This is a genomic window from Microbacterium proteolyticum (genome assembly GCF_014192415.1).
In the GTDB taxonomy this organism is placed as follows: Bacteria; Actinomycetota; Actinomycetes; order Actinomycetales; family Microbacteriaceae; genus Microbacterium; species Microbacterium proteolyticum.
Window position 1 is genome coordinate 413,771 of record NZ_JACHXY010000002.1, and the last position, 11,963, is coordinate 425,733.

The following is an 11,963-nucleotide window of genomic DNA, read 5'->3' on the forward strand; positions in this document are numbered from 1 at the left end:
TCCCTCCGCCCGGCGAGGCGTCATCCGCCCCACGACGGACGCCCCCACCCTGCGGTGGGGGCGTCCGAGGGAAGGGGATCAGCGCGACGAGACCGGCACGCGCGTCCGCGAGGTCTGCGCCTCGCGCATGACGAGCTCGTCGTCGAGCCAGTTCGGCGCCTTGTTGCGCAGGGCGAAGATGTAGACAGCGAGGGATGCGGCGATGATGATCGTCACGTAGACGATGAACAGCGGCACCTGCTCGGTGCTCTGGGCTCCGGCGTACAACAGGGGCGCGGTGCCACCGAACAGGGAGTTGGCGAGGGCGTATCCGAGACCGACACCCAAAGCACGCACGTGCGTGGGGAAGAGCTGCGCCTTCACGAGCGCGTTGATCGAGGTGTAGCCGGTGAGGATGACGAAACCGCCGAACAGGATCGCGAAGGCCGCGAACTCGTTCGTCTGCTGCGGGAGCATCGTGATGAGGAACCACGTGTACAGCACGCCGCCGACGCCGAAGAAGACCAGGAGCGACTTGCGGCCGACCTTGTCGCTCAGCCAGCCGCCGAGGGGCTGCATGAGCATCAGAGCGGTCAGGGCGATGAGGTTGATCACGGTGCCGGTGATCACGTCACCACCCGAGAAGGCGGTCTTGACGATGTTGGGACCGGTGACCGAGTAGGTGTAGAACGCGACCGTTCCGCCCGCGGTGACGGCGAAGCAGAGCAAGAGCGGACGCCAGTTGTTCACGAGGAGGTCGCGCATCGAGCCCGAGTCCTTCGACCGGCCCGACTTGGTGTCGTCGATGACGCTCTTCTCCAGCGATTCGTCCATCGTGCGCCGCATCCAGAAGACCGCGACCGCCGCGACACCGCCGATGGCGAACGCGACGCGCCAGCCCCACGACGTGATCGCTTCCTCGTCGAGAGTGAGCACCATGACGAGCAGGGTCGTCTGAGCCAGCACGTGACCGCCGACGAGGGTGACGTAGTGGAACGAAGAGAGGAAGCCGCGTCGGCCGGGCATGGCGGCCTCCGACATGTAGGTCGCGCTCGTACCGTATTCGCCACCGGTCGCGAAGCCCTGCACGAGACGGGCGAACACCAGGATGACGACGGCGCCGACGCCGATCATCTCGGCGGTGGGGGCGAAGGCGATGATCAGAGAGCAGAACGCCATCAGCGAGACCGACACCGTCAGGGACAGCCGTCGACCGTGTCGGTCGGCGAAGCGGCCGAAGAACCATGAGCCGATGGGGCGCATGAGGAAGGTGACGGCGAAGATCGCCCACACGTAGATGGTCGAATTCTTGTCATCGGAACTGAAGAACTGCGACTCGAAGTAGACCGCGAACACCGAATAGACGTAGACGTCGTACCATTCGACGAGGTTGCCCGCCGAGCCTTTTAGGGTGTTCGAGATGGAGCGTCGAAGGCTCGTGGGGATCGTGGTCGTGGTGGCCGGTGTTGTCGTCGTTGACATGCGAGATCCGATCGATCGATGGACGATTCTCGTCTCGTTCGCCACAGGGATGTCCCGGCGACGACGACGAGGCGTATGCCGACATCCTGTCGACGATCGGCGGCCCTCCGTGCGGATCCTTACATCCGCCTTACATTCGCGCCCGGCCCGCCGCGGTTCCCTGCGCAGGGGCATGCCTACGATGAAGACATGCACGTACTCGTGGCCGAGGACGACGGCTCCGTCGCCGCAGCGCTCGCCTCGGCATTGCAGCGCGCCGGCCACGCGAGCACGCGCGTCAGCCGAGGGAGCGACGTGCTGCTGCGCCACCGTGACGCGCAGGTCGTGCTGCTCGACCTGGGCCTGGAAGACATGGACGGCCTCGACGCCCTCCGCCAGCTGCGCGCGGTGAGTGACATTCCGGTCATCGTCGTCACCGCGCGCGGCGACGAGCGCTCGACGGTGCGGGCGCTGTCGCTCGGTGCCGACGACTACCTGGTCAAGCCGGTGCGCCTGCACGAGCTACTCGCTCGCCTGCTCGCGGTCACCCGCCGCTACAGCCCTCCGGAGGAGCCCACGCGCGTGCAGGTCGGTTCGGTCGACATCGACGTCGACGCCCGACGCGTGACCGCCGACGGGCGCGAGGTGGCGCTCACTCCCAACGAGTTCGGCATCCTGGTCTCGCTCGCCCGGCGTACGGGCCAGATCGTCAGCCGTCCGCAGGTGCTCGACGACGTATGGGGCGACGCGTACGCGACGTCGTCGCGCTCGTTCGACGTGCACCTGGGTCAGGTGCGCCAGAAGCTCCCCGAACTGACCATCACCACGATTCGCGGCGTCGGCTACCGCCTCGAGGATGCCGGATGAAGGTGCGCGTCCTGCTGCCGCTGCTCGTCTTCGGGCTGATCGCGGTGGTTGCCGTGCTCATCCCCGTCGCCCAGTCGATCGCCGACTCCCGCACGCAGCAGCTCGCCCTGCAGCGAACCGCCGCCCTCGACCAGGTGGTGCAGCGTGCCCGTACCGCGCTCGTGCAGGGCGACGCCGAGGGTCTCCAGACCTACTTGCAGCGCTTCCACGCGGTCTACGCCGAATCGGTGCTCGTGCTCGATGAGAGCGGGGATGCCGTCGCCTCCGCCGGCGACGTGTCGCGCGACGAGCGTGTCGACGCGCTCGTGACCGCGGCATCCCGAGCTCTCCCCCAGCTCGTGCTCCCCCGTGTCACACCCTGGGGCGCGGACACGGCCGTCGTAGCCGTGCCGGTGATCGCCGCCGGCGACCTGTCGACCGGCGTCGTCGTGCTGGCCGTCGACCTCCGCGACGCGCAGACGGACGTGTCGCGCGCCTGGGCCGTGATCGTCGTGGTCGGCGTGCTGCTGCTCAGTGCTCTGATGGGCGCGTCGTTGCTGTGGACACGGTGGATCCTGCGTCCGGTGCGCGCCCTCGACGCCGCCGTCGCCGACGTCACCGCCCACCGCGACCCCACGCCCCTGCGCCCCTCCGGCCCGCCCGAACTGCGACGACTGAGCCGCGCGTTCGGGGAGATGACCGCCGAGGTGGAGAGCAGCCTGGAGCAGCAGCGCGGATTCGTCGCCGACGCCTCGCATCAGTTGCGCACACCGCTCGCCGCCATCCGGCTCCGGGTCGACGGCCTCCCCCGCGGCGATGAGGCGGAGGCCGAGCTGTCAGCCGTCGACGCGGATCTCGACCGCCTCGAGCACACCGTGGAGCGCATGCTCACCCTCGCCAATGCGGAGCACCGCGCCTCGGCGCAGTCGCAGGGGCGCGACCCGGCTCGCGATGAGGGCGCCGTGCGGGAGTGTACGGTCACGGCCGATGAGATCACGGACCGTCACCGCGACCGACTGGAGGTCGCAGGGCTTCTGCTCACGACCGCGCCGGGCCCGGCGGTGACCGTCCCGTGCGGGCGCGCCGACCTCGACGAGATGCTCGACGTGCTGTTGGACAACGCAGCCAAGTACGCCGGCCCCGCGGCCGAGGTGCACGTGGGTCTCGCACAGGATGCCGACGGCATCCGGCTCGTGGTCGAGGATTCCGGGACGCGACTCGCCGACGACGACCTCGCCCGCATGGGCACGCGGTTCTGGCGTGCCGGCCGTGACGCGACGCAGACCGGAACGGGTCTCGGACTCGCGATCGTCGCCCAGCTGATGCGCGCCGCCGGCGGGCGGCTCGACCTCGAACGCTCCGCGCACGGGGGGCTCGCGGCTCGATTGGCGTGGGAGCGATCGTGACGGGGCTCACGCGACGCGGGTTCCTGTGGGCGGGCATCGCGGTCGGCGCGGTCGGCGTCGCCGGTTGCTCGCGCACCCCGTCCCGCACCCTGACCCTGGGCTGCGGCGAGCCCGGCGGCAGCTACCTGCAGTTCGGCGAGCTTCTGAGTTCGGCCGCGCGCGACACCGGCGGCGTCGAGATCACCGCGCTCGTAACGGAGGGCAGCGTCGAGAACCTCGCACTGCTCGATGCAGGGGGCGTCGACCTGGCGCTCTCGCTCTCGGATTCCGCGGCCGCAGCCACCACGGGCGACGGCTTCGTCGCCATCGGCAGGGTGTACCAGAACTACCTCCAATGCCTCGTGCGCGCGGACGACGGCTTGACCTCGCTCACCGACCTCTCCGGTCGCGTCATCTCACTGGGCGCGGCGGGATCGGGAGCGGCGGCGACCGCTCGCCGGCTTCTGGATGCCGGGGGCCTGACGTCGACCTCGACGCCTCCCCGCATGATCGAACGGCCGTTCCGCGACGCGGTCGGCGATCTCGAGCAGGGCCGCATCGACGCGCTCTTCTGGTCGGGCGGCGTTCCGACACCCCAGATCGCCGCCCTTGCCGATCGAACACCGATCCGCGTGCTCGACACGACGCCCGTCCTGCCCGAACTGTTGCGAAGGTACCCCGACGCATACGCCGCCACGACGATCCCCGCGGGCGTCTACGGCGCCGAATCGCCTGTTCCGACGATCGGCGTCGCCAACCTGCTCCTGACCCACCGCGGCCTCGATGACGACCTCGCGCGTCGCCTGGTCGACGTGCTCATCGACGACGCCGCGCGCCTCGTGCCGCCCGGTTCCCTCGGCATCCAGTACCTGACACCGGCGAGTCTGATCGACACGCTGCCCGTGCCGTTGCATTCCGCCGCCGAGCGCAGGTATCGCGAGCGGTACGGCTGAGCGACGCCACGGCAGCGAGCCCCGGGTACGAAGAACGCCCCCTGCCGTGGGGCAGAGGGCGTCGTCGGGCGAGGGTTACTCCGCGGCGTGCGCCGGCGTGGGGATCTCGAGCGGGACCACGGGGCAGTCCTTCCACAGGCGCTCCAGGCCGTAGTACACGCGCTCCTCTTCGTGGAAGACGTGCACGACGAGGTCGCCGAAGTCGAGCAGCACCCAACGGGACTCCTGACGGCCCTCGCGGCGGAGGCGCTTGTGGCCGGCCTCGAGCAGCTTCTCCTCGATCTCGTCGGCGATCGCGGCGACGTTGCGCTCGTTACGACCGGTGACGAGGAGGAAGACGTCGACGAGGGGAAGGGGCTCGGACACGTCGAGGGCGACGAGGTCGTCGCCGCCCTTGGCGTCGGCGGCGAGAGCGGCGATCTGCGCCATCTCTTTGCCAGTGGTGGTGGCGGTCATCGGAAGACTCCTGTCGTGAAGGCGAGGCCGAGGGTTCCGACCACCGCCAGGAAGAGAGCACCCGTCGTGATGATGAGACCCACGAGGAGCTTGCTCCCCTTCTCGGGCGCCGGGGGACGGATGATCTCCCCGGGTTGTTTGACGGTGCTGATCGCGGCGCTGGCCGCGATCGGGGTGGGTGACGAGGCGGCCGGAAGCTCGCCGTCGAGGAGGACGGCGTCGGCGTCGCGGCCGTCGGTGGTGCCGGGAGCGTGCCCGACCGAGCCGAGGCCCTCGGGCAGGTCGAACGTGCCCGTGATCATGATCTCGCCGGTCGCGGTCACCGGGCCGACGAGCGGTGCGCCCGTCGGCGTCTGCGAGAGGATTAGCGAATTCGGGGTCGAGACGGTACCGGTGGCGCCGGTGGTGCGAGAGAGGAGCTGGTCGAACGACGACGGGAGCGACGCATCGGGCGTCGCTCCGTCGAGCAGCTCGGAGCCGAGGGCGGGGTTGACCACCGACGGCGCGGGAGCCGCCGCGGGGGCGGGGGCGGGGGCCTCAGCCGCCGCCGGGCGGAAGATGGCCGGCTGCGGTGCCTCATCGTGCGTCGGCGCGGAGGCGACGAGCGGCGCCGACGTCTCGAGGTCGGGGCTGATCACGGGCACGGATGCCGTACGGATCTTCTCCTGCGCGCGCGCCTGCCGGCGGGTGAGTCCGGAGACACCGTGGTCGGCGCCGGCCTCGGCGTAGGAGTCGAAGGCCGCCGCCGGCGTCGGATCGACCGGGCGCGCCGCGTCGATCGATGCCGTCCGTTCGTCGGGGGCCGGGACGGCCTCGATGACCGCGGGCGCCTCGGGCTCGGCGGCCGGGGTCACGGCATCCGGGGATGCGGGCTCGGTGGCCGGGAACGCTGCATCCGAACCCGGACGCTCGGCGGTCGGGGATTCGGGCTCGGCTGCCGGGTCCGCGGCATCCGGGTCCGCGGCATCCGGGACCACGGCCTCCGGGGCGACGGTGTAGTCGTTCGGCGTGATGATCGGCGTCGCGCCGGTCTGACGCAGCTCTCGCAACTGACGGCGGGTCAGGGCGGGCGTCTCGGGGGTGTCGGGAGTGCTCATGCCTTGCTCCGATAGAGATGGTGCTTCGCGATGTACTGCACGACGCCGTCGGGCACGAGGTACCACACGGGGTGTCCTCGGCGCACGCGGGCGCGGCAGTCTGTGGACGAGATCGACAGGGCGGGGATCTCCAATTGGCTCACGTTCTCGGAGGGGAGCCCCTCGGTGCTCAGGACGTGACCGGGACGCGAGACGGCGACGAAGTGCGCCAGGTCCCACAACTGCTGGTGGTTGCGCCAGCTGAGGATCTGCTGGACCGCGTCGGCGCCGGTGATGAAGAACAGCTCGGCGCCCGGACGCTGCTCGCGCAGATCGCGCAGCGTGTCGATCGTGTAGGTGGGGCCGGCCCGATCGACGTCGACGCGGCTGACGGTGAACTGCGGATTCGATGCCGTCGCGATCACCGTCATGAGATAGCGGTGCTCGCTCTCGGTGACGTCGTCCTTCTGCCACGGGCGGCCCGTGGGCACGAAGACGACCTCATCGAGATCGAACGACTGCGCGACCTCGGACGCCGCAACGAGGTGACCGTGATGGATGGGATCGAACGTCCCACCCATGACCCCGATGCGAGGGGCGCGCGTCACCGACATACGGTGGGCCTCAGTGGCCGTGCGCCTCGGGGACAGGCGCGCCGTGCTTCTGCGCGTAGGCCTCGGCCTTGTGCGCGTGACGGTTCGACACGTTGCGGTACGACAGCGTGACCAGGCTCAGCAGCACGAAGACCACGAATGCCACGGCACCGACCCAGAAGGTCTCGGCCTGCACGTTGCCGCCGTGGTGTCCGCCTTCTTCGGCGGCGTGGGCGAGAAGCGTGGCGAAAGTCATCAGTACTCCGTTCGAGTGGTCTGCGCGGCGCGCAAAGCCATTTTAGGCGGTCAGGCGCGGACCTGGCCGCCGCCGCGCCCGAGCCACTTGGTGCTCGTCAGCTCGGCGAGTCCCATGGGTCCGCGGGCGTGCAGTTTCTGGGTCGAGATGCCGACTTCGGCGCCGAAGCCGAACTCGCCCCCGTCGGTGAAGCGCGTGGAGGCGTTCACCAACACGACGGCCGAGTCGACCTCGGCGAGGAAGCGGTCGGCGGCGGCCCGATCGTCGGTGATGATCGACTCGGTGTGGTGGGTCGAGTAGCGACGGATGTGGGCGAGGGCGTCGTCGAGGTCGTCGACGACACGCACGGCCAGATCGAGCGTGCCGTACTCGCGTGCCCAGTCGTCTTCGGTCGCCGCGACCACGCGCCCGTCGTGCGCACGGGTCTCGTCGTCTCCGTGCACGGTGACTCCGGCGTCGGACAGGGAGGCCAGCAGTTCCGGCAGCAGTCGGTCGGCCGCGCCGCGGTGCACGAGCACGGTCTCGACGGCGTTGCAGACGCTGGGGCGCTGGGTCTTGGCATTGAGGACGATGTCGCGCGCCCAGTCGTCGCGGGCGGTGGCGTCGAGGTAGACGTGCACCACTCCGGCCCCGGTCTCGATCACCGGCACGGTGGACTCGGTGACGACGGTCTCGATGAGACCGGCGCTCCCCCGCGGCACGAGCACGTCGACCAGGCCGCGGGCGTTCATGAGGGCGCGAGCACCCGCTCGACCGAAATCGTCGACGCTCTGCACGGCCTCGGGCGACACGCCCTGGGACTGCAGCGCGTCGCGCATGACCGACACGAGGACGGCGTTCGTGCTCTCGGCCGCAGACCCGCCGCGCAGCACGACGGCGTTGCCGGAGCGCAGGGCGAGCGAGGCGATGTCGACCGTGACGTTGGGGCGTGCCTCGTAGATGGACCCGACGACACCGAACGGCACCGCGACCTTCTGCAGCTGGATGCCGTTGGGGAGTGTGCGCTCATCGAGCACGCGTCCGACCGGGTCGGGCAGATCGGCGACGTCGCGGACGGCGGCGGCCAGGGCGGCCACCCGCGCGGTGTCGAGGCGGAGACGGTCCAGGAGCGCGTCGCCGATGGAATCCGCCCGCCCCCGGGCGAGGTCGTCGGCGTTGGCGGCGACGATCTCGTCGGACGCGGTCACGAGGGCGTCGGCCACGGCGTTCAGCAGGGCGCTCTTCCGAGCAGAGTCGAGGAGCGCGATCTCGCGCGCCGCGTCTTTCGCGAGACGCAGGCGCTCGTCGACGGAGGCGGCGATGACGGTCATGCGCTCAGTGTACCGGCGCGCTCACGGCACCCACGGGCCCCGTCGCCAGGGTGACGGGATCGGGATTGGGGGCGAACCACGTGCCGACGGACTCACCGGCGAGGGCGGATGCCACCAGATCCGCGCTCGTGACGAGCACGCCGACCCCGGCTGTCGAGGCGACCTTCGCGGCAGAGGCCTTGGTGGCCGCTCCCCCGGTGCCCACGCCGTTGACGACGCCCGCGCCGAACTCGAACTCCGACAGATCGTGTCCCCACTCCACGTCGGTGATGGGGCGCGCGCCCGGTTCGCTGGGCGGCCGGGTGAAGAGCGTCTCGATGTCACTCAGCAGCACGAGCGCGTCGGCGCCGATGAGCTGAGCGACCAGGGCTGCCAGCCGGTCGTTGTCGCCGAAGCGGATCTCGTGGGTGGCCACCGTGTCGTTCTCGTTGACGATCGGGAGGATGCCGAGTCCGAGCAGTCGCTCCATGGCCCGTCGGGCGTTGGAGCGGTGCGTGGCGTTCTCGAGATCACCGGCGGTCAGCAGTACTTGACCTGCGAGCAGCCCGAAGCGATCGAGGGAGGTCTGGTAACGCCACATGAGCACGTTCTGCCCGACCGCCGCTGCGGCCTGCTGGGTCGCCAGGTCGTTCGGACGCCCGCCCAGATCGAGCAGCGGCAGCGCGGTCGCGATCGCGCCGGAGGACACCAGCACCACCTCAGTGCCCGCACGATGGGCGCCGGCCAGGGCCTCGACGATGGTGTCGATGCGGTGTGCGCCGTCGCCGCTGATGGACGACGAGCCCACCTTCACCACGACCCGGGCGGCTCCGGGGATGTCGGCGCGGGTCTCGGCCGTCACCGGGCGTCGTCCTCGTCGCCGACCACCGTCGAGTCGCCGTCGGGGGTGATGCCGGCGGCGCGCGCCGCCCGGCGCTCGGTCTCGAGCTCGGCGCGGGCTTCGGCCTTGGCATCCATGCGCTCGTGATACCGCTCGCGGCGCTCGGAGGACGTGCGTCGGGGGTTCTGCACGAGGCGCGGGTCGGTACCGCGCGGGGCGGTCATCAACTCGGCGGCGGAGGTGAGCGTGGGCTCCCAGTCGAACACGATGCCGTCGCCGGGACCGATGACGACGGTCGCACCCGCGACCGCACCGGCGCGGAACAGACCCTCTTCGACGCCCAGGCGCGCGAGGCGGTCGGCGAGATAGCCCACGGCCTCTTCGTTCTGGAAGTCGGTCTGCTGCACCCACTTCACCGGCTTGTCGCCGAGGATGCGGTAGACGGGACCGTAGGTGCCGCCCTCGACCTTGACCTCGAAGTCCTTGCGCGAACCCTGCGGGCGGATGACGATGCGCTCGACGGGCGCGTCGTCGATGGTGGCGAGACGGTGCTGCTCCACGACGTCGGCCAGCGCGAAGGTGAGTTCGCGCAGTCCGGCGCGGCTGACCGTCGAGATCTCGAACACGCGGAAGCCGCGGGCCTCCAGGTCGGGACGAACGAAGTCGGCGAGGTCGCGGGCCTCGGGCACGTCGATCTTGTTCAGGGCGACGATCTGCGGACGCTCCAGCAGCGGTGTCTGCCCCTCGGGCACGGGGTAGGCGCCGAGCTCGGCGAGGATGATGTCGAGGTCGCTCAGCGGGTCGCGGCCCGGGTCGAGCGTGGCGCAGTCGAGCACGTGCACCAGCGCGGTGCACCGTTCGACGTGACGCAGGAACTCCAGGCCCAGGCCCTTGCCCTCGCTCGCGCCCTCGATGAGTCCGGGCACATCGGCGATGGTGAAACGCACATCGCCCGACTGCACGACACCGAGGTTGGGGTGAAGGGTGGTGAAGGGGTAGTCGGCGATCTTGGGACGCGCAGCGGACACGGCGGCGATGAGGCTCGACTTGCCTGCCGAGGGGAAGCCGACGAGCGCGATATCGGCGACGGTCTTCAACTCGAGGACGACGTCGCCCTCCCAGCCGGGGGTGCCCAGCAGGGCGAAACCCGGAGCCTTGCGCTTGGGTGAGGACAGCGAGGCGTTGCCGAGGCCGCCCAGGCCACCCGGCGCGACCACGAAGCGCATGCCGGGGGTGAGCATGTCGACGAGCACCGTGCCGTCGGGGTCTTTCACGACGGTGCCGAGCGGGACCGGGAGCTCTTGATCCTCGCCCTCCGCGCCCGAGCGGTGGTCGCCCATGCCGAAACCGCCGTTGCCCGCCGAACGGTGCGGCGAGTGGTGGTACGACAGCAGGGTCGTGACCTGCGGATCGGCGATGAGCACGACGTCGCCGCCACCGCCACCGTTTCCGCCGTCGGGACCGGCCAGCGGCTTGAACTTCTCGCGGCGCACGGAGACGCAGCCATTGCCGCCCTTGCCCGCACGCAGGTGCAGGGTGACGCGGTCGACGAAGGTGACCATGGCGGGTCCTTCCGGGTGATCGAGCAAACCAGACGCGCGGCAGCCGGTTCGGGAAATGAAAGGAGGGGGTGGGCTTCGCCCACCCCCTCGAGCGCCGAAGCGCGGGAATTACTCCGCTGCGGCGGTGACGATGTTGACGACCTTGCGGCCGCCCTTGGCGCCGAACTGCACCGCACCGGGAGCCAGAGCGAACAGCGTGTCGTCGCCACCACGGCCGACGTTGGCGCCGGGGTGGAAGTGCGTGCCACGCTGGCGGACGATGATCTCGCCGGCGAGGACGACCTGACCACCGAAGCGCTTCACGCCGAGGCGCTGTGCGTTGGAGTCACGACCGTTACGGGTGGAGCTTGCGCCCTTTTTGTGTGCCATCTCTGCGTCTCCTGGCTCTTACTTGATGCCGGTGATCTTGACGCGCGTGAGGTCCTGGCGGTGGCCCTGGCGCTTCTTGTAGCCGGTCTTGTTCTTGAACTTCTGGATCACGATCTTCGGACCGCGCTCCTCGCCGAGCACCTCGGCCGTGACCGAGACCTTCGCGAGCTTGTCGGCGTCGGTCGTGACCGCGTCGCCGTCGACGAACAGGACGGCGGGCAGCTGGATGCTCTCGCCGATCTTCGCCTTCTGGCGGTCGAGCACGACGACCGTGCCGACCTGGACCTTCTCCTGGCGGCCGCCGGCGCGCACAACTGCGTAAACCACTTCACACCTGTTTCGTTCGGGAGCGCGGGGCTCCGGTTGTCTGATGACGTTGGGAGGGTCTGATGACCCAAGTCTCGGTGCGATCCGGCCGACGAAAGTCAGCGGGGTCACGCTCCCGTAGGGCGGACGCGACGCACCAAGGGTCAAGTTTAGCTCACCGGGCGGCATCCGGCAAAAGCATACGACCCGCGTGTCGACCATAGGATCACGGAATGGCGATCCTCATCGACGACCCGCAGTGGCCCGCGCACGGACGCCTGTGGGCGCACCTCGTGAGCGACAGCGACCTCGACGAGTTGCACGCCTTCGCCGCCGCCGCCGGCATCCCCCGCCGCGCCTTCGACCTCGACCACTACGACGTGCCCGACGAGCGCCACGCCGACCTGGTCGCCGCCGGCGCCGAGCACGTCGGCGGCAAGGAGCTCGTGCGACGCCTGCGGTCCTCGGGCCTGCGCGTCACCGCCCGCGACCGACGCTCCTGACACGCCCCTCCCCGACATCGGGCGCGGTGCCCGCGGGGACGCATCCGGTGCGGTCCCGACGGGAACGCATTCGGACGCCCGGCCCGGC

Annotated in this window: 14 protein-coding genes; 4 read left to right on the forward strand and 10 right to left on the reverse strand. The window is 70.3% G+C overall.

Translation table 11 applies throughout. The features are described from left to right. Window positions 1-78 precede the first annotated feature (78 nt). Window positions 79-1,461: an MFS transporter gene (locus FHS07_RS10315; protein WP_183419823.1), complete on the reverse strand. Its 1,383-nt coding sequence runs from the start codon at window positions 1,459-1,461 to the stop codon at window positions 79-81. Window positions 1,462-1,650: 189 nt separating this feature from the next. On the opposite strand from FHS07_RS10315, the gene FHS07_RS10320 reads away from it, so the two are divergent. Genes FHS07_RS10320 through FHS07_RS10330 form a run of 3 tightly spaced genes read left to right on the forward strand, consistent with a single transcriptional unit; the run spans window position 1,651 to window position 4,624 of the window. Beyond that, window positions 1,651-2,307 carry a response regulator transcription factor gene (locus FHS07_RS10320; protein WP_183419824.1) on the forward strand — a complete coding sequence of 219 codons (657 nt, stop codon included), beginning with the start codon at window positions 1,651-1,653 and terminating at the stop codon, window positions 2,305-2,307. Beyond that, a complete protein-coding gene (locus FHS07_RS10325; RefSeq protein WP_183419825.1) occupies window positions 2,304-3,692 on the forward strand; it encodes a sensor histidine kinase in 1,389 nt (462 codons plus the stop codon). Before FHS07_RS10320 ends, FHS07_RS10325 begins: the two co-directional genes overlap by 4 nt. Beyond that, window positions 3,689-4,624: a TAXI family TRAP transporter solute-binding subunit gene (locus FHS07_RS10330; RefSeq protein ID WP_183419826.1), complete on the forward strand. Its 936-nt coding sequence runs from the start codon at window positions 3,689-3,691 to the stop codon at window positions 4,622-4,624. Before FHS07_RS10325 ends, FHS07_RS10330 begins: the two co-directional genes overlap by 4 nt. Before the next feature lie 75 nt (window positions 4,625-4,699). Here FHS07_RS10330 and rsfS read toward each other — a convergent pair whose 3' ends face one another. The 9 genes from rsfS to rplU form a co-directional block, all read right to left on the reverse strand. Next, window positions 4,700-5,080 carry a ribosome silencing factor gene (gene rsfS, locus FHS07_RS10335; RefSeq protein WP_183419827.1) on the reverse strand — a complete coding sequence of 127 codons (381 nt, stop codon included), beginning with the start codon at window positions 5,078-5,080 and terminating at the stop codon, window positions 4,700-4,702. Then, window positions 5,077-6,177: a hypothetical protein gene (locus FHS07_RS10340; protein ID WP_183419828.1), complete on the reverse strand. Its 1,101-nt coding sequence runs from the start codon at window positions 6,175-6,177 to the stop codon at window positions 5,077-5,079. The genes rsfS and FHS07_RS10340 overlap by 4 nt, the downstream gene beginning before the upstream one ends. Then, window positions 6,174-6,770 (reverse strand): nicotinate-nucleotide adenylyltransferase, encoded by a 597-nt coding sequence (gene nadD, locus FHS07_RS10345; RefSeq protein WP_183419829.1) that lies wholly within the window; start codon window positions 6,768-6,770, stop codon window positions 6,174-6,176. Before nadD ends, FHS07_RS10340 begins: the two co-directional genes overlap by 4 nt. Before the next feature lie 10 nt (window positions 6,771-6,780). Then, a complete protein-coding gene (locus FHS07_RS10350; RefSeq protein ID WP_055954353.1) occupies window positions 6,781-7,005 on the reverse strand; it encodes a hypothetical protein in 225 nt (74 codons plus the stop codon). Window positions 7,006-7,055: 50 nt separating this feature from the next. Further along, on the reverse strand, window positions 7,056-8,315 hold the full coding sequence (locus FHS07_RS10355) for a glutamate-5-semialdehyde dehydrogenase (protein ID WP_183419830.1): 1,260 nt from the start codon (window positions 8,313-8,315) through the stop codon (window positions 7,056-7,058). A gap of 4 nt (window positions 8,316-8,319) precedes the next feature. Continuing rightward, on the reverse strand, window positions 8,320-9,156 hold the full coding sequence (gene proB, locus FHS07_RS10360) for a glutamate 5-kinase (RefSeq protein ID WP_183419831.1): 837 nt from the start codon (window positions 9,154-9,156) through the stop codon (window positions 8,320-8,322). After that, window positions 9,153-10,697: a GTPase ObgE gene (obgE, locus tag FHS07_RS10365; RefSeq protein WP_183419832.1), complete on the reverse strand. Its 1,545-nt coding sequence runs from the start codon at window positions 10,695-10,697 to the stop codon at window positions 9,153-9,155. The genes proB and obgE overlap by 4 nt, the downstream gene beginning before the upstream one ends. 108 nt (window positions 10,698-10,805) lie before the next feature. Beyond that, window positions 10,806-11,066 (reverse strand): 50S ribosomal protein L27, encoded by a 261-nt coding sequence (rpmA, locus tag FHS07_RS10370; protein ID WP_055836932.1) that lies wholly within the window; start codon window positions 11,064-11,066, stop codon window positions 10,806-10,808. A gap of 18 nt (window positions 11,067-11,084) precedes the next feature. Next, window positions 11,085-11,393: a 50S ribosomal protein L21 gene (gene rplU / locus FHS07_RS10375; protein ID WP_055836929.1), complete on the reverse strand. Its 309-nt coding sequence runs from the start codon at window positions 11,391-11,393 to the stop codon at window positions 11,085-11,087. A 212-nt stretch (window positions 11,394-11,605) separates the two neighbouring features. Here rplU and FHS07_RS10380 point away from each other — a divergent pair, with 212 nt between their 5' ends. Further along, window positions 11,606-11,875 carry a DUF4031 domain-containing protein gene (locus FHS07_RS10380; RefSeq protein WP_183419833.1) on the forward strand — a complete coding sequence of 90 codons (270 nt, stop codon included), beginning with the start codon at window positions 11,606-11,608 and terminating at the stop codon, window positions 11,873-11,875. The last annotated feature ends 88 nt before the right edge of the window (window positions 11,876-11,963 follow it).

Excerpts from the sequence above, each read along its gene's own strand:
- FHS07_RS10315 (WP_183419823.1), bottom strand. The coding sequence starts at position 1,461 with ATGTCAACGACGACAACACCGGCCACCACGACCACGATCCCCACGAGC.
- FHS07_RS10320 (WP_183419824.1), top strand. The coding sequence starts at position 1,651 with ATGCACGTACTCGTGGCCGAGGACGACGGCTCCGTCGCCGCAGCGCTC.
- FHS07_RS10325 (WP_183419825.1), top strand. The coding sequence starts at position 2,304 with ATGAAGGTGCGCGTCCTGCTGCCGCTGCTCGTCTTCGGGCTGATCGCG.
- rsfS (WP_183419827.1), bottom strand. The coding sequence starts at position 5,080 with ATGACCGCCACCACCACTGGCAAAGAGATGGCGCAGATCGCCGCTCTC.
- FHS07_RS10340 (WP_183419828.1), bottom strand. The coding sequence starts at position 6,177 with ATGAGCACTCCCGACACCCCCGAGACGCCCGCCCTGACCCGCCGTCAG.
- nadD (WP_183419829.1), bottom strand. The coding sequence starts at position 6,770 with ATGTCGGTGACGCGCGCCCCTCGCATCGGGGTCATGGGTGGGACGTTC.
- FHS07_RS10350 (WP_055954353.1), bottom strand. The coding sequence starts at position 7,005 with ATGACTTTCGCCACGCTTCTCGCCCACGCCGCCGAAGAAGGCGGACAC.
- FHS07_RS10355 (WP_183419830.1), bottom strand. The coding sequence starts at position 8,315 with ATGACCGTCATCGCCGCCTCCGTCGACGAGCGCCTGCGTCTCGCGAAA.
- obgE (WP_183419832.1), bottom strand. The coding sequence starts at position 10,697 with ATGGTCACCTTCGTCGACCGCGTCACCCTGCACCTGCGTGCGGGCAAG.
- rpmA (WP_055836932.1), bottom strand. The coding sequence starts at position 11,066 with ATGGCACACAAAAAGGGCGCAAGCTCCACCCGTAACGGTCGTGACTCC.
- FHS07_RS10380 (WP_183419833.1), top strand. The coding sequence starts at position 11,606 with ATGGCGATCCTCATCGACGACCCGCAGTGGCCCGCGCACGGACGCCTG.